The 18,192-nt window shown below is 58.2% G+C and carries 17 protein-coding genes; 12 read left to right on the top strand and 5 right to left on the bottom strand.

All coding sequences use genetic code 11. The features are described 5' to 3' along the window. Window positions 1–104 precede the first annotated feature (104 nt). The gene (locus AC1MDT_RS11065) at window positions 105–1,247 is read left to right on the top strand and encodes a hypothetical protein (protein ID WP_480422057.1); all 1,143 of its coding nucleotides are present in this window, start codon (window positions 105–107) and stop codon (window positions 1,245–1,247) included. A gap of 84 nt (window positions 1,248–1,331) precedes the next feature. Continuing rightward, window positions 1,332–2,453 carry a glycosyltransferase 61 family protein gene (locus tag AC1MDT_RS11060; protein WP_480422056.1) on the top strand — a complete coding sequence of 374 codons (1,122 nt, stop codon included), beginning with the start codon at window positions 1,332–1,334 and terminating at the stop codon, window positions 2,451–2,453. A 91-nt stretch (window positions 2,454–2,544) separates the two neighbouring features. On the opposite strand, the gene AC1MDT_RS11055 is transcribed toward AC1MDT_RS11060, so the two are convergent. Together AC1MDT_RS11055 and AC1MDT_RS11050 are read right to left on the bottom strand one after the other, a co-directional pair. Continuing rightward, window positions 2,545–3,969 (bottom strand): undecaprenyl-phosphate glucose phosphotransferase, encoded by a 1,425-nt coding sequence (locus AC1MDT_RS11055; RefSeq protein WP_480422055.1) that lies wholly within the window; start codon window positions 3,967–3,969, stop codon window positions 2,545–2,547. 680 nt (window positions 3,970–4,649) lie between these two features. Next, the gene (locus AC1MDT_RS11050) at window positions 4,650–6,125 is read right to left on the bottom strand and encodes a sensor histidine kinase (RefSeq protein WP_480422054.1); all 1,476 of its coding nucleotides are present in this window, start codon (window positions 6,123–6,125) and stop codon (window positions 4,650–4,652) included. A gap of 269 nt (window positions 6,126–6,394) precedes the next feature. On the opposite strand from AC1MDT_RS11050, the gene AC1MDT_RS11045 reads away from it, so the two are divergent. The 8 genes from AC1MDT_RS11045 to AC1MDT_RS11010 all read left to right on the top strand — a co-directional run bounded on the left by AC1MDT_RS11045 (window position 6,395) and on the right by AC1MDT_RS11010 (window position 13,433). After that, window positions 6,395–7,558 carry an acyl-CoA dehydrogenase family protein gene (locus AC1MDT_RS11045; RefSeq protein ID WP_480422053.1) on the top strand — a complete coding sequence of 388 codons (1,164 nt, stop codon included), beginning with the start codon at window positions 6,395–6,397 and terminating at the stop codon, window positions 7,556–7,558. A gap of 25 nt (window positions 7,559–7,583) precedes the next feature. Then, on the top strand, window positions 7,584–7,955 hold the full coding sequence (locus AC1MDT_RS11040; RefSeq protein ID WP_480422052.1) for a hypothetical protein: 372 nt from the start codon (window positions 7,584–7,586) through the stop codon (window positions 7,953–7,955). A 3-nt stretch (window positions 7,956–7,958) separates the two neighbouring features. After that, window positions 7,959–8,429, top strand: a complete 471-nt coding sequence (locus tag AC1MDT_RS11035; RefSeq protein ID WP_480422051.1) for a nuclear transport factor 2 family protein — start codon at window positions 7,959–7,961, stop codon at window positions 8,427–8,429. Beyond that, window positions 8,426–9,598, top strand: coding sequence for an amidase (locus AC1MDT_RS11030; protein ID WP_480422050.1), 1,173 nt, complete (start codon window positions 8,426–8,428; stop codon window positions 9,596–9,598). Before AC1MDT_RS11035 ends, AC1MDT_RS11030 begins: the two co-directional genes overlap by 4 nt. Beyond that, window positions 9,595–10,878 (top strand): aromatic ring-hydroxylating oxygenase subunit alpha, encoded by a 1,284-nt coding sequence (locus tag AC1MDT_RS11025; protein ID WP_480422049.1) that lies wholly within the window; start codon window positions 9,595–9,597, stop codon window positions 10,876–10,878. The genes AC1MDT_RS11030 and AC1MDT_RS11025 overlap by 4 nt, the downstream gene beginning before the upstream one ends. Then, the gene (locus tag AC1MDT_RS11020; protein WP_480422048.1) at window positions 10,875–11,375 is read left to right on the top strand and encodes an aromatic-ring-hydroxylating dioxygenase subunit beta; all 501 of its coding nucleotides are present in this window, start codon (window positions 10,875–10,877) and stop codon (window positions 11,373–11,375) included. Before AC1MDT_RS11025 ends, AC1MDT_RS11020 begins: the two co-directional genes overlap by 4 nt. An 11-nt stretch (window positions 11,376–11,386) precedes the next feature. Next, window positions 11,387–12,127: an SDR family NAD(P)-dependent oxidoreductase gene (locus tag AC1MDT_RS11015; protein WP_480422047.1), complete on the top strand. Its 741-nt coding sequence runs from the start codon at window positions 11,387–11,389 to the stop codon at window positions 12,125–12,127. Window positions 12,128–12,482: 355 nt separating this feature from the next. After that, entirely contained in the window at window positions 12,483–13,433 is a 951-nt protein-coding gene (locus AC1MDT_RS11010; RefSeq protein WP_480422046.1) for a PDR/VanB family oxidoreductase, read from the top strand. 201 nt (window positions 13,434–13,634) lie between these two features. On the opposite strand, the gene AC1MDT_RS11005 is transcribed toward AC1MDT_RS11010, so the two are convergent. Further along, on the bottom strand, window positions 13,635–14,264 hold the full coding sequence (locus AC1MDT_RS11005; RefSeq protein ID WP_480422045.1) for a response regulator transcription factor: 630 nt from the start codon (window positions 14,262–14,264) through the stop codon (window positions 13,635–13,637). A gap of 260 nt (window positions 14,265–14,524) precedes the next feature. On the opposite strand from AC1MDT_RS11005, the gene hpaC reads away from it, so the two are divergent. Then, window positions 14,525–15,037: a 4-hydroxyphenylacetate 3-monooxygenase, reductase component gene (gene hpaC, locus AC1MDT_RS11000; protein ID WP_480422044.1), complete on the top strand. Its 513-nt coding sequence runs from the start codon at window positions 14,525–14,527 to the stop codon at window positions 15,035–15,037. Between the two features lie 183 nt (window positions 15,038–15,220). On the opposite strand, the gene AC1MDT_RS10995 is transcribed toward hpaC, so the two are convergent. Beyond that, window positions 15,221–15,475, bottom strand: coding sequence for a hypothetical protein (locus AC1MDT_RS10995; protein ID WP_480422043.1), 255 nt, complete (start codon window positions 15,473–15,475; stop codon window positions 15,221–15,223). Between the two features lie 193 nt (window positions 15,476–15,668). On the opposite strand from AC1MDT_RS10995, the gene AC1MDT_RS10990 reads away from it, so the two are divergent. Beyond that, window positions 15,669–16,010, top strand: coding sequence for a hypothetical protein (locus AC1MDT_RS10990; RefSeq protein ID WP_480422042.1), 342 nt, complete (start codon window positions 15,669–15,671; stop codon window positions 16,008–16,010). Window positions 16,011–16,128: 118 nt separating this feature from the next. Here AC1MDT_RS10990 and ilvD read toward each other — a convergent pair whose 3' ends face one another. Then, entirely contained in the window at window positions 16,129–17,811 is a 1,683-nt protein-coding gene (gene ilvD, locus AC1MDT_RS10985; RefSeq protein ID WP_480422041.1) for a dihydroxy-acid dehydratase, read from the bottom strand. Window positions 17,812–18,192 lie beyond the last annotated feature (381 nt).

Genomic DNA, 18,192 nt, shown 5'->3' with positions numbered 1-18,192 from the left:
GCTAAATGGCGTCAGAAAATCTTAATGCCCGGGCCTCATTTCAGTAGTTGGTTTATTGATGTGCAAACGCGTATCACCTTCCCTTGGCTTGTGCTAATAATCAAATGAAAGAATATATAGCAATACTGATACGTAAGTTGATATCTCCTTCGGCGCGATTCGAGCTAAGGAAGGCGCTCGCATGGCTGCGCGATATAATTGATCGCGCCTGTTTTTGGCGCTGGGAAATTGTCAGATTCAAATTGCGGGAAGATAGCCATTACGACATCCTCTATGTGGGCAGGAAAACCCAGCGGGAGTTTGTGAAGGTTCTCCTCGGCGCTAAATCTCAAGTAGTTGAAACCAGGTTAAAAGCAGACAAATCTAGCCAGACCGTGGTGGTCAGTGAAATGCCGACTGTAGGTGCATTGTATGTGCCTCACTATTTGAGTGCTGTCGTGCCGCTGAGCAGGTCAATGGATGAGATTACCGCAAGATATAACACGGAATTACGTCGAAATTTGCGCAAGAACCGCCTGCGCTACAGTATGAAGCAGGCGTTGAACGATGATGAAATCGAAGCTGCAGATCGGGAAATGCTTCAACCTTATGCACGAGCAAGACATGGTTCAGCGGCCTCTCAAATTGAGTCGAACGAAGTTCAGAGGGTGGCCAAAAGTGCCGGGCGGCTCGATCTGGTACTGTTGGAGGATAATGTTGTCGCCTGCCATCTTGGTTGCGTAATAACGCGCGGAGGGAAGCGCTACTGGAGCACAATCCGTTTCGGTTATCCGGATGAAGTTTTTTCCGATGCTAAAAAATTACGTGAAATCAATTCTATTACCACGTTCATGGCGCTCGAGTGGGCGATAGAAAATGGTTTCGATTATTATGATATCGGAACGTGTCTGGCCCGACCGGACGATGGACTTCTTGAGTGGAAAAGAAGACGAGGGGGGGATGTTGATACGCTGGGTAACTACGGCTATTTGTTCGTTCGACTGCCCAAGGTGGGCGCGGCGCAATTTCTTTGGGAAACACCATTATTTGCGGTCGAAGGCAATAAACTCACCCTTCATCTTGGGGTGCCGGACGGCCCAAGTGATGACGAGATTGCGAGTCGATATAGGGAAATGGGGTTCGGTGGGCTGTTCAGAATATACCTCCATTGTTCAAGAACACCAGGTGAGACACTCCTCGACACCTTGCGCAGCCGCTACAGTCATCTGAAGTCGCCCCCTATTCTGGAAACTATTATCTCCACCTGAACAGGTCACTGACTTTAAAGAGATACAGTTTGCGCGTCTGGCCAAAAACGTTGTTTCGGTATAACCACATCAATAGAGGTGCCTATGTCGGAAAACAATACATTGAGGCGTAGCGGTCAGTCGAAGTGGAGTCTTGTTGCGTATAAACACATGATTAAAACACGCTTGGCACGGAGACCGTCGTTGGCACTGAAAAGTCTCGCAGTGAAAACGTGGGACATTGCTCCAGGCAACATCGCGATTGCCCCGCCCGCTTTTTTTCTTCCCAACCAGCTCGAACGTGTGACGGGATGGGAAGAGAAGCTTTTTTATCCTTTCGAGCATCCCCGTCGCACCATGGAAGGCATCGGTCGTGTTGAACATGGTCCAACACAAGGCTATCTGCTTAAAGATGTCTGGCTCCTCGATGGCGCTCTGTACAAAGATAATGCCAAATCCTGGTTGTCGCCTAAATCTGGATGGTTACCGAAGATACGCGTGGAAAACGAAATTGATCGCGGGGCGATGTTTTGTACGGCCGGGGGGAATAAATGGTTTGGCACCTGGTTAATGGATGATTGTATTACCTATCCATTGGCTTGCGACGAAGGCGTTCCGGTGACCACCGCACTCGCGGCCAACCCTGTTTCCACCGCCAGGATGGGCATGCTTCACGGGCCCGACTATGAGAAGTGGCTGGGCTTGAAGCCGGTTCGTTTACGTAATGCATTTTTTCGTGAACTCGTGATCTTTGACGATCTAAGTCAAAATCGGCACAAACACATGCGCTTTCGTGCGATGAGTGAAAAGTTGCTGTCTCACGTAAACGTCAGCACTCACCCAGGCGTGTTCATCTTACGAGGTGGCACGGGTGACTTGCGATTGTTACGCAATGAAATGGAACTGGCTGAACGTCTGCGTGACCGCAGAGGTTTTCGCATTATCGATCCTTCTAAATCCGATGTGGCGACTATCGTAGCGACCTGCGCTGGCGCCAGAACCGTTGTCGGGATTGAGGGGAGTCATCTGATACATGGTGTTAATGTGCTCCAGCCAGGAGGCTCGCTGCTGGTGTTGCAGCCCCCTAATCGTTTCCTTTGTTTTTTCAAATACCTGACGGATCGCGATCAGCAAAATTTCGGTTTTGTGGTCGGTAAACAAGAGGGTGATGGCTTTAGTGTCGACCCCGATGAGGTCGAGCGCACGCTGGATCTATTTCCGTCATAGTTTTACAAGTGGTTGCCGGAGTTGAGTTCATCAGCACTATTGAATAGAGCGGGGTGGCGTACGCCACCCCGCTGTCCTGAACAATTTTGCGCTAGTAGGCATGCTTGCCGGAGAAGGCAAACAGCGTCCGCACAAGAATGACGAAATCGAGCCAGAGCGACCAGTTGTTGATGTACTCGATGTCCGAATCAACTCGCCGAATCATCTGTTCTATATCTCTGGTTTCACCGCGATAACCCCGCACCTGAGCCAGGCCGGTAATACCTGGCTTGATATTGTGACGTGCAAAGTAATCCGAGATATCGGGAGAGTACTGCACATCATGCTGAATAGCGTGTGGGCGGGGACCCACCAGGGACATTTCCCCCATCAATACGTTGAACAGCTGGGGTAGCTCATCCAGGCTGGTCCGCCGAATGAAAGCTCCAACCCTGGTCAAACGCGGATCGTTCTTTTGTGCTTGCTTGACGATGCCGTCTGATGGTTGATGGACGACCATGCTTCTGAATTTCCAGATACGAAATGCTTCGCCACTCCACCCCATGCGTTGTTGTCGAAAGAACACAGGCCCGGGACTGTCGATCTTGATGGCGATAGCGACAATCGCCAGCACCGGCGCGGCAAAAAGCAAGATGAGAAAGGCCAGGACTTTGTCTTCAAGATTCTTCAGAAACAGACGCATGCCCATCAGCGGCGTTTCAGACAAGGTCAGCACGGGAATACCGGCAATTTCGCGAACACTGTGATTGATCAAGCGCAGCGAAAAAATATCCGGTACCCAGTTAACAGAGATGTGCTTATCAAACAGCCTCAGGTAAACATCCTTGATAACCTCCGACCCTCCCAGAGGCGTAACGAAATAGACGGTACGAATGGAGTGTTTTATGACGAGCTCATCAAGGTCGGCGATATCGCCCAGTATCGTCAAACCTGACCCGATAGCTGAGCCGGCCTTGCCCTGATCGTCGCCCTCAGCAATCAACACGCATCCGACGATGCGCTCACCCAGCCAGGGGTTGTTGCTTATTTTTTTGTGAAGATATTTCGCCAGCTCGCCCGAGCCAATAATTAGCGCATTTTCCAATTGAGTCGAGTGGGCCAAATATTTCTTCTGCATTTCACGTGTCGCAAGGTGCAAAAGCAATTGAGCAACATACCCAAGGACAAACAACTGCCCCACCAATAAGCGCGAGTACTGTTCGCTTTGTTTGGTGAGAAAAGCCATCGCAACGAGAAAACCAAAAGTGGCCGTCCATGCCTTTAAAAGCTTAAAGGCTTTTACCGCGAAGCCGACATTGCTGCGGTAAATGGCATAGTGGTCGTACACGACAGACAATGCCCCCAGCAGCAACAGGACCAAGATGACATAAGCCTGCGTTATGAAGCCGATATGATAATTGATCAAAAACCATGCGACACCGGTCACCGCTAACCCATCGAGACCCGCCTGAATGACGATACTGGTACTGCTTCTGCGCTGGAGGACGGAACGGCTACTGTTGGGCTCAAAAATCATGCTTAAACCTCATTTGCTTTCCCTCGCGCTTAATGTGACGAGATTCAGTTCAACCGCTCTCGCTTGAGAGTCTTAGCGTCACCGGCAAGCTACTCATGCTCGTGCCAAGCCGCCCACCGCCGAAATGTGTAACCACGGAGAATGCGGTCACGGGCTACTGTCACTTTAGCACTACTGTGCAATCATTTACTCAATCGCCGCGGTTCGTCGTGCACCGTCAGCAACCGGGACTGTCTGGCGAGTGTCTGATCGCCATCGACGGCAACGAATTCTAGGCGGTCTACGACCGCGAGCGCAATTTCACCCGTGGGAAATCTGGCCGGGGAATGGGAGATAGGCCTTGGCTTAATGCCGATCAGTTAAGCAAATTCAGCAGCAACGCATACCCTGTAGCAGCTGGCGAAGCCTGCGTGCGGCTGTGTGTAGGAGCGAGCTTGCTCGCGAAGATGGAACATCCGACACATTTTCTGTGGCTGAACGACCATCGCGAGCAAGCTCGCTCCTACACACAGCCGCACGCAGGCTTCGCCAGCTGCTGCACTTCGTTTACGGCGTGCTCAAGTCGGGTCAACCCTTTGACCCGAAACTTGCGCTTGCTCGGTGAGGTTCAAGACGGTATCTACAGGGGAATACGGTCCCTGTAGGCGCTGCCGCAGGCTGCGATCTTTTGACGTTGTTTCTTAGCGAGCGAGGGGGAGTGAGAAGGTAAAAACGGCGCCGCAAGGTTCCAGGTTTTGCGCCCAGATATCGCCACGGTGGCGGCCGATGATGTTTTTGCACAACGCCAGGCCGATGCCGTTGCCGCTGACTTTGGAGGAGAAAAAGCCGTCGAAGAGCTTCTCTTGCGCCTGGGCCTGGATGCCGCGACCGCAGTCTTCGATGCGCACCAGCGCCACGTCGTTGTCGGCGCTGGCATGAATGCGCAACACACGACGCTCGGTGGGCAGATCGGTCATCTCTTCAATGGCATTGAACGCCAGGTTGAGAATGACCTGGCCGATCAGCACCTTCTCGCAACTCACCCGCAGCGGCTCGGGGTTGGTGACGATTTCAACCCGGATCAGACTCGGGTCGGCCCGCAGGCTGATGAAGTATCGGGTTTCGCGCAGTAGCTCATTGAGGTCGATCAACTCCTCGGTTTGCTCCAGCTTCACCACGTAATCGCGCACGCTTTTGATGATCAGCGATGCATGCTCGATTTGCCGCACGGCATTTTGCAGACCCCAGGCCACGCCTTCATCAGTGGTTTGCTCTTTGCCCAGGCGAATCAGCGCGCCTTCGATAAAGTTGCGAGTGGCGGCCAGCGGCTGACTCAGCTCATGGGCGATGGCCACGGCCATTTCGCCCATCGCGTTGTAGCGGGCCAGGTATTCGAGTTTTTGTTCACTGACGCGGCGGGCTTCCTCGGCGCGCACCTGCTCGGTGACATCGCGAAACAACAGCAGATGGCCGACCAGGTCGTCTTCAATCTCGATGAAGCGGCAGGTTGCCTCGTGCCAGCGCCACTCACCGTCACGCCGTTGCAGGTGGTAGTGCACGCTAAAAGGCGCATGTGCCGGTGTTTCGCTGGCCAGTTGCAGCAGCAGGCGTTGGCGTGAAGGGACATCGCACCAGTCCAGGAAGTTTTCACCGATCAGCGCGTGTTCCTTTCCTTTGAGCAGGTGCGCACCGGAATCACTGATAAAGCGGATATCACCCTGGGGGCCGAGCACTGCCACACCTTCGGCCAGATCCTGCATGAACGCCTTGAGGCGGCTTTCGAAACGCTTGAGGTCGCGCTTGACCTTGTCTTCCTTGGAGATGTCGCGGAACTGCACCATCAACACATCGCGGCCATCCAGGTGCACCAGGGTCGCGACCGCCTCGGACAGAATTTCCACCCCTTGCTTGGAGCGATAGCACCACTCGATGGCGCGCTGGCCGGTGCGAGCTGCGCCTTCCAGCCAGCGCAAACCGACCGAGCGCCGGTACTTGGGCGCGTCGCGGGTCATGTCGGGGGCTTTCAGCGGGGTGAGTTCTTCCAGCGTGAAACCGAGCGCGCTCAGGGCGGCGGTGTTGGCCCAGAGAATCTCTTTGCTCTGCGCATCGTGAAGAATGATGCACAACGGCATGGCTTCGATGAGGGTGTAAAAGTCGTTCGGTTTTGGCAGGTACATCGCGCAGCCCTTTACGCCTGAGGCGTTCTATAGCCGGTGAAACGGGAGTATGGCGTTTTTATACCGGCTTGCGTGTGGGTTTGCGCTCAGAGGTAACCGGGGTGGGCCTAGGGGTTTTCTTTAGTCCTGGGGCTACACGCCCCAATAGTGGCGAACGGATGCGGTTTTTACACTGGACCCCAATGCAAGGGTAGCCAGGCATCTTCTCTGTAGGAGCGGTGTCGTTTAGCCACGCCCTACTAACAGTAAGCAAAACGGAGAAGACGCCCATGCTGTGTTCAGCTGTCACGGAGAAAGACCCTCTGCGAGCCGTCGAAGAGAACATCGTCGACAATCAGGACTTTGAGCAGGTGCTGGATGAAGTACGTCAACGTCGCGACGAATTCGACGCCCGTTCTCACGTGCCGCGGGACATGATCGAGCGCTTCAAGCAGGTGGGCATTTACCGCGCAGCCACGCCGAAATGCTTTGGCGGTGACGCCCTGGCACCCTCGCGTTTCCTGCGCATGATTGAGCGTATTTCCGAAGCCGACGGCTCCGCAGGCTGGGTCGCCAGTTTCGGTAGCGCTGGGGTTTATCTGGCTGCTTTGCCAAAAGAGACCCTTACCGACATCTACGCACAAAGCCCCGATCTGGTGTTTGCCGGCGGCCTGTTCCCGTTGCAACCCGCCGAAGCCGTCGACGGCGGTTGGCAGGTCAACGGTACCTGGAAATTCGCCAGCGGCTGCAAAGGCGCTGACCTGCTCGGTGTCGGCATCGGCGCTGCCGGTGGAAAACCGCGCACCGCAGTGTTCCCGGCCAACCAGGTTGAAATCGTCGAAAACTGGGACGTGGTTGGCCTCAAAGGCACCGGCAGCCATGACCTGCGCGTCACCGACAAACAGGTCGATGAGCGCTGGACGTTTATTCGCGGCGGCGCCTCGAACATCGACGAACCGTTGTTCCGTTACCCGTCGATCGCCTACGCCGCGCAAGTGCTGGCGGTGGTCAACCTCGGTCTGGCCCGCGCGGCCCTCGACGAAGTCAGCCGCATGGCCGGCGGCGGTGGCATCACGGGCGCGCCGAAGATGGCCGACCGCGCTTATGTGCGTATCGAGATCGCCAAGGCCGAAGCGAAGCTGAGCGCCGCTCGGGGATTCTTCTACGGCGCCACCGATCAGGTTTGGCATTCGATCCTTGCCGGCAACCCGGTTACGGCCGAACAAACCAGCCTGTTGCGCCTGTCCGCGATTCACGTTTCCCAAGCCGGTGCGGCTGTGGTGCAGAGCGCTTACGGCCTCGCCGGCACCGCCGCCATTTACCTGCGTCATCCGCTGCAGCGTTACCTGCGCGACTCGATGGTGGTCACCCAGCACGCGTTCCTCAGTGAAGGCCTGTACGACGGCGCCGGGTCGGTCTTTCTCGGCGTACCGCCATTTCCAGGCTACCTCTGAACCCTCTACTCAAGGATCAAAATCCATGTCCCAGACCACCCAAGAACCGCTGCGCGTCGTCTTCTGCATCGGCATCACCCAGAATTTTTTCGACCTCCCGACCGGTGAGGGCTTGAGCGTCTGGAAAGGCTTCAGCCAGATGATGGGCTCCCTTGGCGCCATGCCTGGCATCACCGTGCTCGGCGCGATGGACGATGACCGGCTGATGGTCGGCCCGTCCACCACTTCACCCTGGACCGTCTACATCATGGCTGACGTTGATTGCCACCAGTCGGTGATCGACGCCTGCAATCTATTCCGCACCACGCCGGTCAACGAATACAGCCTGTGGCGCTACGCCAGGGTTGAAGCGCGCATCGGCCGTCCACTGACCATCCCTGACGCCGCCAGGGTTTAAGCCATGAACCAGGCCTTGTTACAGCGTCTGGAGACGCTAGAAGGGGAGAGTCAGGTGCGCCGCTTGATGGCGCGCTACATGGACCTGTGCGATGTGCCGAGGGCCACGACGCAGATCAGCGAGTTGGCGCAGTTGTTTTGCGTCGATGCGATCTGGGAAGGCGTGGGCAGTCAGACGGTGCAGACCTTTGGACAGCATCGCGGGCGAGATGCCGTGGCGGCGTTCGTGGGCGGTTACTTGCCGCCGTCGGCTCACTTTCGGCTGAACCTGCATTACCTCACCAGCGAATCGATCATGGTCGACGGCAACACGGCTCGAGGGCAGTGGATCATGCAGCAGATTTCCACCTACGCCGATAGGCGCAGCGAGCTGTTCGGCACGCGGTTGAACATTGATTTTCGGTGTGACGACGGCGTCTGGTTGATCGCACATTTTCGCACTCAACGTTTGTTCAACACGGGGCTGGGCGCATGAGCACGTTTATCAGCGAATTTTTACTCGGTGGCAGCGGTAAACGGGTTGCGATCAAAGACACGATCGACATTGCCGGCCATCCAACCCGTTCGGGCAGCCGTGCGTTTGCCGAGGCGACACCCGCGACCCGCAACGCCGACGTGGTGGACGCGATCCTCGACGCAGGCTGGCAAATCGTTGGCAAAACCAATCTGCATGAGCTGGCGTTCGGCGTCACCGGGATCAACGACTGGACCGGCACGCCAATCAACCCGCAAGCACCGGATCGGGTGCCGGGTGGCTCATCCAGCGGTTCGGCCGCGGCGGTGGCGGCAGGTCTGGCGGACATCGCCATCGGCACCGACACTGGTGGTTCGGTGCGTGTGCCGGCCGCCTGTTGCGGCATTGCCGGGCTGAAACCGACCTATGGCCGAGTCAGCCGGGTCGGCGCGCACCCAGTGGTTTCCAGCCTCGATTGTGTGGGGCCATTCGCGGCGGACATGGCGGATTTGATCGCAGCGATGCAGGTGATCTGCCCCGGCTTCCACGCTCAGGCTTTGCCCTCGAGCAATGCGTCAGTCGGCTTTCTCGACGTCGCTTGCGACCCGCACTTGCAAGCGTCCCTTGGCGCCGCCGCCGACCGTGCAGGCTGGCGCCGCGGCAATCTACATCTGAGTGAATTCGACGCTGCGTTTGCTGCCGGCCTGACCGTAATCAATTTTGAAAACTGGGCCGCGTTCGGCCACCTCACCGGTAAGGGCCTGCTTGGCGCGGATGTCGAGCAGCGCTTGTTGGCCGCTAGCCGCACCACGGCCATGGACTTGACGCAAGCCGAAAAAGTCCGGGTGCGTTTCAGCCAACAGGTGGATATCGCCCTGGAATCGTTTGAAGTGCTGCTTTTGCCGACACTGCCGAGCCTGCCGCCGACGCTGATCGAAGCCCGCAGCGCGAGCAAAGCCGTGGCCGGCATGACCCCACTGGTACGGCCTTTCAACCTGAGCGGCCATCCCGCGCTGACAGTGCCGGTGGAGCTGGATTGCGGCGGGCTGAAAGTCGGACTGCAAATCGTCGGCCGTAAAGGTCAGGACGAACAGGTTTGCGCCTTCGGTGCGCAGCTGCAATTGCGCATGGCCGATGAACGGTCCACCGCTAAAAAAAGTCATAAAAAAGCCATGAGGAGAACCGCATGAGCACTCATGAATACCGGCTGATCGCATCATCGAAAAGCCCGGACGAACTGGTCAGTCACGACCGCGTCGACGTCTCGCTGTACAACGATCCGGCGCTGTTCGAAGCCGAGCTGGAAAAGATTTTCTACCGCACCTGGGTGTGGGTTGCCCACGAAAGCGAAGTGCGCAACAGCGGCGACTTCAAAACTGCCACTATCGGCCGTCGCCCGGTGATCGTTGTTCGCGACAAGAAGAACACCATCAACGTCCTGGAAAACCGCTGCCGGCACCGTGGCGCTACCGTGTGCGAGAAGCACAAAGGCAATGCCACCGGTTTCACCTGCCCGTACCACAGCTGGTCGTATGGCCTGGACGGAAAACTGCGCGCGCTGCCGTACCCGGATGGCTACGAAGGCATTCTGGAAAAGTCCGAGTTGCCGCTGACCAGCCTGCGCGTCGAAAGTTACGCCGGCATGGTCTTCGCCAGTTACAACGACGAGATCGAACCGCTGGTGGATTTCCTCGGCGGGGCCAAACACTGGATGGACCTGTTCATGAAGCAGGGCGCCGGCTACCCGATCAAGACCCAGGGCGAACACAAATTCAGTTTCAAGGGCAACTGGAAGATCCAGCTGGAAAACACCACCGACGGTTATCACTTCCCGATCGTGCACAAGTCATTCATGTCGTCGGTAGATGAAGAAACCTCGCAAATGCTCTCGTTCATGACCGACGAACAAGCGGTCACCCACTCGTTGGGCAACGGCCACAGCGTGATGGTGATGGTGCCGGAGCACGTCGATCTGGATCACGACGACGGCACCGAACAGTTGCAGGAGCGCTTTGCGCATGTGACGCAAGAACTGTCGAAAACCATGCCGCCCGAGCAAGTACGCCGCATCGTGCGCTCGCTGCACGGCGCCGGCTTCAACCTGAACCTGTTCCCGAACGTCGCGATGTCGATGTCGTTCTTTCGCGTGCTGCGCCCGGTCTCGGTCACCGAAACCGAGATTCGCCATGTCGCCCTCGGCATGGACGGCGGCCCGGACATCGCTAACCGCGAACGCCTGCGCATTCACGAACACTTCCAGGGCCCGTTCGGTTTCGGCAGCCCCGACGATGCCGAGGCCTGGGACCGCGTGCAGCGCGGCTCGTACGCCGGCGTCGACGCGCCCATCCTGGTCAACCGCGGTCTCAACCGCGAAATCATCGCCGAGAACGGCGACAGGGTCTCCCACGCCACCGACGAAGGCGGCATGCGCGGTGCCTATGACATGTGGAAAAGGATGATGAGCGAATGAGCAATCACGACACCCTGAACGGTTTTTCCGGCCCGTTGGCCCAAGCCATCGAATTCATCTGGCGTGAAGCTGAACTGCTCGACCACAAAAACTACGCCGAGTGGGCGACGTTGTGGAGCGAGAGCGGGCGGTACATCGTGCCAATTGACCCGGACACCGAAGATTTCGAGGCCAGCCTCAATTACGCCTACGACGATGCGCGCATGCGGGACTTGCGCATCGAACGCCTGACCGCTGGCTACTCGCCGTCGGCGGTGGACGCGGCGAAAACCGTGCGTAGCGTTTCGCGTTTCCGACTGGTGGAAGCGGCGGGGGACAGGGTCGAGGTCAATTCCGCGCAGCTGCTGTACGCCTACAAACGCGGGGTGCACACGCCGTTCGTGGCCGACCTGAACCATCGCATTCGCTTCACCGACGGTGTGCCGATGCTTGAACGTAAAGTCGTGCGTTTGATCAATTCCACCGACAGCCTCAGCGCGCTCGGTTTCCTGCTGTGAGGGCCAACACCATGAACCGAGTCGCCCTGGTAACCGGTGCTTCGCGCGGGCTTGGCGAATGCATCGCTCGCCGTTTGCATGCGGCGGGTTATCGCGTCGGCCTGGCGGATGTGCACCTTGACGGCGTGCAACGCCTGGCTTCGGAGCTGGACAGCAGCGGCGCGAGTGCCGTCGCCATCGAACTGGATGTGCGCAACAAGGCCGATTTTGTGCGTGCCCGTGACCTGCTCATCGAGCGTTGGGGCGGCACCGACATTCTGGTGAACAACGCTGGCGTGTCGAAAGTCGCAGCGCTGATGGACATCACTCCCCAAGAGTTCGACGAGTCGATGGCGATCAACCTGCGCGGCACCTTTGTCGCCTGCCAGGTGTTCGGCGCGCACTTTGCCGAGCGAGGTTTTGGTCGCATCGTCAACATCGCCTCCCTGGCCGGGCAAAACGGCGGCACCGCCACCGGCGCGCATTACGCGGCGGCCAAGGGGGGCGTGGCGACGCTGACCAAAGTTTTCGCCCGTGAGCTGGCCCCACAAGGTGTGACGGTCAACAGCCTCTCGCCGGGGCCGCTGGACTTGCCGGTGGTACGTGAAACCGTGGCCCCGGAGCGGCTGGAACAGATTCTGAAAATGATTCCGGCCGGCACACTCGGTGCGCCCGAGTACATCGCTGACAGCGTGTTGTTGTTGATTGCCGACCACGCGGCCTCCGTTACCGGCGCCTGCTGGGACATCAACGGCGGCCTGTTCATGCGCTGATATTTGTCGCGACGCGAACCTGTAGCAGCTGCCGAGCCTGCGAGCCTGCGTCCGGCTGCGAAGCAGTCGTGAAAATCAGGCGATGTGGTGGATCAGTAAGACCGCGTACTCAGTTTCACGACTGCTGCGCAGCCGAACGCAGCCTCGCAAGCTCGACAGCTGCTACGAGCGGACGCAGCCTCGCAGGCTCGACAGCTGCTACGAGCGGACGCAGCCTCGCAGGCTCGACAGCTGCTACGAGCGGACGCAGCCTCGCAAGCTCGACAGCTGCTACGAGCGGACGCAGCCTCGCAGGCTCGGCAGCTACTACAGGCTGCGTTGTCCCTTAAATAAAAATCGTATCTCAGGTGATGCAATGATGAAGGTGAAGATCGAAAGGATCGTCGACGAAGCGCTGGATATCCGTTCCTTTCGCCTCGTGCGCAGTGACGGCCAGCCGCTCGATACGTATGAACCGGGTGCTCATGTCGACCTGACCGGGCCGACCGGGGTGACCCGCCAATACTCGCTATGCAGCCCGCCGCTGGATCGCAGCGCGTACCTGGTGGCGGTGAAGAAAGAAGCGCAGTCGCGTGGCGGCTCACTGGCGCTGCATGAGCAGGTGCAAGAGGGCATGGAGCTGGAAATGGGGGCGCCGCGCAACCTGTTCCGCCTCGACCCGACGGCGACCGGACATGTTCTGTGCGCTGCCGGTATCGGCGTGACGCCGTTGCTGAGCATGGCCTATCGACTGATGGAAAACGGCCAGCCGTGGCGCCTCCATTATTTCGCCCGTTCGCCAGAATACGCGGCGTTTGCCGAGCTGCTGGCGAGTACGTTTGCCGGACAAGTGCAGTTCCACTATGGCGTCGAACCGGGTGATATGGATGCCACATTGAGTGAGTGCCTGAACCAGGCGGGAAGCCTCGCGCATGTGTACACCTGCGGTCCGGCACCGTTCATGAACAAAGTGGTTGAGGTCGCGGCGCGCAGCCGCTGCGAGGACGCCATCCACCTCGAACACTTTCAGGCCGACCCGGCGGCGAATGCCGGCCCGAGCGGCAGTTTTGAAGTGGAACTGGCCGGCTCCGGCGTGGTGCTTCAGGTGCCGGCCAATACCCGCCTGGTGGATGTGCTGCAGGCCCATGGCTGCGACATCGACACCGAGTGCCGCGAAGGGATCTGCGGCACGTGCATCGTCGAGGTGCTTGAGGGCGTGCCAGAGCACCGCGATAACTGTTTGTCGAACAAGGAGAAGGCTTCCAACAAGCAGATTTGCGCGTGCGTTTCGCGGGCGCTTTCCGCTCGTCTGGTACTGGACATTTAACCGCAGAGAAAGCTGACAAGCCAACGCGGGAGCACGAGCTTTTCCAATTTTGGCCAGAAGCCGAAGACGGCTTCCACGAATAGGCCTGATACATAGATGCAACGGGGCGACGGTTTTTCAAAAGCGGGTAGACAGTGGGGGGCGAGTCCATACATAGCAGCTGCCTCGCAGGCTCGGCAGCTGCTACGGGGGACAGGGCTGTCAGTGCCGCACCGCCTCTTCAGCCGGCAAGTGCAGAACTTCGCGCACCAGCATGGCGATGCTGCTGACACCCATCTTTTCCTTGATCTTGGTCCGGTGCACATCCACGGTCTTTACGCTGATGTTCAGCTCGCGGGCGATCACCTTGCTGGCCTTGCCGTCGATCACCAGCATCAACACTTCGCGTTCGCGCCCCGTCAACAATGCCAGCTTGCGCTGCATGTGCAGGCGTTGCTCCTGATCGACCTGAGCATGCACGGCGGTTTTCAACGCCGCCTGAATGCGGTCGATCATTTGCTGCGGGTTGTAGGGCTTTTCGACGAAATCCAGCGCACCGTTCTTCATCGCCGTGACGGACATCGGAATGTCGCCGTGGGCTGACACGAAGATGGTTGGCAAGGTGCTGCCGCGCTGGTTGAGGATTTCCTGCAGCTGAAAGCCGCTGGTCTGCGGCATGCGCACGTCCAGCACCAGGCACGCCGGTTGTTTGGGGTCGTAGTGACTGAGGAATTCTTCAGCGCCTGCAAAGCACTGCGCTTGCACACTGACCGACTCCAGCAACCAGGCCAGCGAGGTGCGCAAGTCTTTGTCGTCATCAACGATATAAACAATTGGTTTACGGGTTTCCATCAGGGGCTGCCACGATAATTTCTAGTTATTGTTTTTCGCACACAAACACGCTGCGGCGGACATCAGCTTTCATTGGAGCCAGGTAGCAGAATACTCACTGTGACGAGCCCTGACGATAAAGAAACCACCTAGTCGACTAGCGGAAAGCCAACCTCGGCATGGGGATCGTCAGGATGGTTGCGCAATGCGTTGGACCTTAGTCTTGTTCCATCACCTACGGACCGCGAACGGGCGGTCCTCCTGAAGGAAGGGGCATCGACATGGCCAACCTGAGCCAGCAGCAAATCGACTTTCGCAACGCCATGGCGCAGTTGCCTGCCGCAGTGAACATCATCACCACCAACGGCCCGGGCGGGCGCTGTGGCATCACGGCCAGCGCCGTGTGCTCGGTGACGGATTCGCCGCCCACGGTGCTGGTCTGTGTCAACCGCAACAGTGCCACCCACGATGTGTTCCGCACCAACGGCCATTTGTGCGTCAACGTGCTGTGCGGCGAACAGGAAGAACTGGCCCGACACTTTGCCGGCATGACCCAAGTACCGATGGCCGAACGATTTGCCTGGGACTTGTGGGACGACGGCGCTGCCGAGGTGCCGGTGCTGCGCGATGCCCTGGTACAGCTCGAAGGCCGGATCACCGAGTGCAAGGAAGTGGGGTCGCATTCGGTGATGTTCGTTGAGCTGTCGAAGGTCGGTGTGCGCGGGGAGGGGGACAGTCTGGTGTATTTCAACCGTCTGTTTCACCGTGTCGAACATGCGGGGGCGCATTGCTGAACACCGCGTTATCGTTCTTCGCGAGCAGGCTCGCTCCCACCTTTGATCAGCGTCGTACGCACCATTAGCGCTCAACGAAGATCCCGTGTGGGAGCGAGCCTGCTCGCGAATGAGTGCCCCTTACCCAAAGCGATACCCAAGTGGGGGTATGCTGAACCTGGGCGAGGCAGTGGCGCGAGGCAACTACAACCGCCACGACTCCACTACTCGCCGATCCAGCTCTTCCCAATCCGCCATACCCAACACCCGAGTGGTGTTCAATCCCCGCAAGTAACCTCGCAACTGATGGGCGACTGCACGGACCGGTTCGGCGTCGGCGGCGTCCTCGTGCAGCACGGTTTCGTATTCGACCAGGTATTCGGTTACCCGATCGCGAAACTCCGGCAGGATGGCGTCGCGGATCAGATCAAAGGTTCGCTGTTTCTGGTGGGCGTTCACGGGTGATCCTCAAGAGTCTGTTCAACAATGGGTGAGCGTGCATCAGTCGGTACGTCGCACAACTATCGGTTCAGATGATAGTGACCATCAAGAAACACAGGTTTTGTTTTTCGTAGAAAGGGGGAAAATCGCGACGCCGATGCTGAACCTCGTTGCTCAACGAATCAGAAAATTTTATTTCAGGACTGTATTCATGCGCCTTTTATTTGTTCCTGTCATGGCCTTCGCCCCCTTACTGCTGGCCGGTTGCGCCTCCGCGCCGAATAACCCGACGCTGGTGCTGCAGACCAAAAAAACACCCGCCGAGTACACCCAGTGCGTGGTGCCGAAGTTGCAAGGCCGCGCAATGAACCCAACCGTGTCGCAAACCCAGCGAAGTTACCGGATTGTAGTGGCCAGCAAAGTCGCAGCGGACAATGTGCTGGAGGCCTACAAAGCCCCGAACGGGGGCAAAGTGTTTTTATACGAGCGCCAATTGCTGGCCTCGAGTTTCATGCCTTCCAGTTTCGAACAGGCGGCACAGGACTGCCTATAAGCGGTTAGTCGCCTGCAACGGTTTCACGCGATCCTTTGGTTGGCCGCAACCAACCCATTTTTTGCCCTGCGCCCCATTTGGTCGCGGGGCTTTTTTCGATATTAGTTTGGGGAAATGCCTAAAGATATTTATCCGTAACAGCGCCCTCCGAGGCACTGGACACGGTCTTCGCATATTTCGCCAACACCCCGCGTTTGTATTTGGATTGCGGCCGCACCCAGCGGGTCTTGCGCTCAGCCAGCACGGCGTCAGAGACATCGACCGTAATCTGCCGGGTTTCAGCGTCGATGGTGATGGTGTCACCGTCTTCGATCAATGCAATCGGGCCGCCATCAAAGGCCTCAGGCGTGATATGCCCCACCACAAAACCGTGCGAGCCGCCGGAGAAACGGCCGTCGGTAATCAGCGCCACGTCCTTGCCCAGCCCTTTGCCCATGACCGCCGATGTCGGAGAGAGCATTTCGCGCATGCCGGGGCCGCCCTTGGGGCCTTCGTAACGGATCACGATCACGTCGCCGGCTTTGACTTCGCCATTGAGGATGCCGGCCAGCGCGCCTTCCTCGCCATGGTAGACCCGGGCCGTGCCTTCAAAGCGCAGGCCTTCCTTGCCCGTGATCTTGGCCACCGCGCCGGTGGGCGAGAGGTTGCCGCGCAGCACCACCAGGTGCGAGTCCTTTTTAATCGGCTGGTCGAACGGCAGAATGACATCCTGGCCGGCGGGGTAGTCGGGCACGTTTTGCAGATTTTGCGCCAGTGTCTTGCCCGTGACCGTCAGCACATCGCCATGCAACATGCCGGCGGCGAGCATGCGCTTCATCAAGGGTTGAATGCCGCCGATGGCGACCAGCTCGCTCATCATGTATCGGCCACTGGGGCGCAGGTCGGCAACCACCGGGGAAATCTTGCCCAACTCGACGAAATCATCCAGCGTCAGCTCGACATCCACCGCATGCGCCATCGCCAACAGGTGCAGCACGGCATTGGTAGAGCCGGCGAGGGCGATCACCACCCGGATAGCGTTTTCGAAGGCTTTGCGGGTCATGATGTCGCGCGGCTTGAGGTCCAGCTTCAGCAGTTCCATCACCTGCTGACCGGCGCGGAAACTGTCCGAGGCCTTGTCGCTGCCGACGGCGTCCTGGGAGCTGGAACCGGGCAGGCTCATGCCCAGCGCCTCGATGGCAGAGGCCATGGTATTGGCGGTGTACATGCCGCCGCAGGAACCGGGGCCGGGAATCGCCACTTCTTCGATCTGTTTGACCTGAATCTCGTTGATATCACCCCGCGCATGCTGGCCCACGGCCTCGAACACGGAAATGATGTCAGTGTGGCCGGCGCCTGGCCGAATAGTGCCGCCATACACAAAGATCGAAGGCCGATTCAGCCGCGCCATGCCGATCAGGCACCCCGGCATGTTCTTGTCACAACCGCCCACGGTCACCAGCCCGTCGAAGCCTTCGCACCCGGCCACCACTTCAATCGAGTCGGCGATCACTTCCCGCGACACCAGCGAATACTTCATGCCCTCGGTGCCATTGGCGATGCCGTCGGAAATGGTGATGGTGTTGAAAATCACGCCTTTGGCGCCAGCGGCGTTCGCGCCTTTTTCGGCCTCAATGGCCAGCTTGTCGATGTGCATGTTGCACGGCGTGACCATCGCCCAGGTCGAGGCGATACCGATTTGCGGCTTCTTGAAGTCCTCATCAGTGAAACCCACGGCGCGCAGCATGGCGCGACCGGGCGCACGCTCTACGCCGTCGACCACTTGAGAGGAATATTTGCGCAGATCGTCTTTATCGCTCATGACTGCTCCTCACGGTCTCACCGAGAAATTCAGGATCAGTATAGTGGCCCCGGCGCACGTGCTCGGACTAACCAGTCGGTAACAGACGCGCGGGTTCGAGATGTCGTGATATTCTTCGCCCCAACTTGGTTTGACCTATTCAGTTTGCGTGTCCTTGAGGCGCGCCAACAGAATCACTGTCGCTCAAGTAGCTGAGGCCAATAATGATAAAAAGTCAGTTCAGTAGGGACATATAACTGAGGTCGATGGAGACACGTCGGCCTTGTGTGCCCACCCTCCAATCCTTATGTGCGAACACCCGCGACAGACTGCCTGGATGTCGTGAACACGGGAGCTCGTAAATAAGGAGGGAAGGGCGGATGACGTTTTATCAAAGGTGCT

Source organism: Pseudomonas sp. ASL7, from assembly GCF_056680375.1.
The sequence above is the reverse complement of the archived record's forward strand: the minus strand, read 5'-3'. Positions and strand labels throughout refer to the sequence as shown.

Coding starts and splice junctions, on each gene's coding strand:
- AC1MDT_RS11015 (WP_480422047.1), top strand. CDS start 11,387: ATGAACCGAGTCGCCCTGGTAACCGGTGCTTCGCGCGGGCTTGGCGAA.
- AC1MDT_RS11025 (WP_480422049.1), top strand. CDS start 9,595: ATGAGCACTCATGAATACCGGCTGATCGCATCATCGAAAAGCCCGGAC.
- AC1MDT_RS11040 (WP_480422052.1), top strand. CDS start 7,584: ATGTCCCAGACCACCCAAGAACCGCTGCGCGTCGTCTTCTGCATCGGC.
- AC1MDT_RS11020 (WP_480422048.1), top strand. CDS start 10,875: ATGAGCAATCACGACACCCTGAACGGTTTTTCCGGCCCGTTGGCCCAA.
- AC1MDT_RS11005 (WP_480422045.1), bottom strand. CDS start 14,264: ATGGAAACCCGTAAACCAATTGTTTATATCGTTGATGACGACAAAGAC.
- AC1MDT_RS11030 (WP_480422050.1), top strand. CDS start 8,426: ATGAGCACGTTTATCAGCGAATTTTTACTCGGTGGCAGCGGTAAACGG.
- AC1MDT_RS11055 (WP_480422055.1), bottom strand. CDS start 3,969: ATGATTTTTGAGCCCAACAGTAGCCGTTCCGTCCTCCAGCGCAGAAGC.
- AC1MDT_RS11010 (WP_480422046.1), top strand. CDS start 12,483: ATGATGAAGGTGAAGATCGAAAGGATCGTCGACGAAGCGCTGGATATC.
- AC1MDT_RS11035 (WP_480422051.1), top strand. CDS start 7,959: ATGAACCAGGCCTTGTTACAGCGTCTGGAGACGCTAGAAGGGGAGAGT.
- hpaC (WP_480422044.1), top strand. CDS start 14,525: ATGGCCAACCTGAGCCAGCAGCAAATCGACTTTCGCAACGCCATGGCG.
- AC1MDT_RS11045 (WP_480422053.1), top strand. CDS start 6,395: ATGCTGTGTTCAGCTGTCACGGAGAAAGACCCTCTGCGAGCCGTCGAA.
- AC1MDT_RS11065 (WP_480422057.1), top strand. CDS start 105: ATGAAAGAATATATAGCAATACTGATACGTAAGTTGATATCTCCTTCG.
- ilvD (WP_480422041.1), bottom strand. CDS start 17,811: ATGAGCGATAAAGACGATCTGCGCAAATATTCCTCTCAAGTGGTCGAC.
- AC1MDT_RS10990 (WP_480422042.1), top strand. CDS start 15,669: ATGCGCCTTTTATTTGTTCCTGTCATGGCCTTCGCCCCCTTACTGCTG.
- AC1MDT_RS11060 (WP_480422056.1), top strand. CDS start 1,332: ATGTCGGAAAACAATACATTGAGGCGTAGCGGTCAGTCGAAGTGGAGT.
- AC1MDT_RS11050 (WP_480422054.1), bottom strand. CDS start 6,125: ATGTACCTGCCAAAACCGAACGACTTTTACACCCTCATCGAAGCCATG.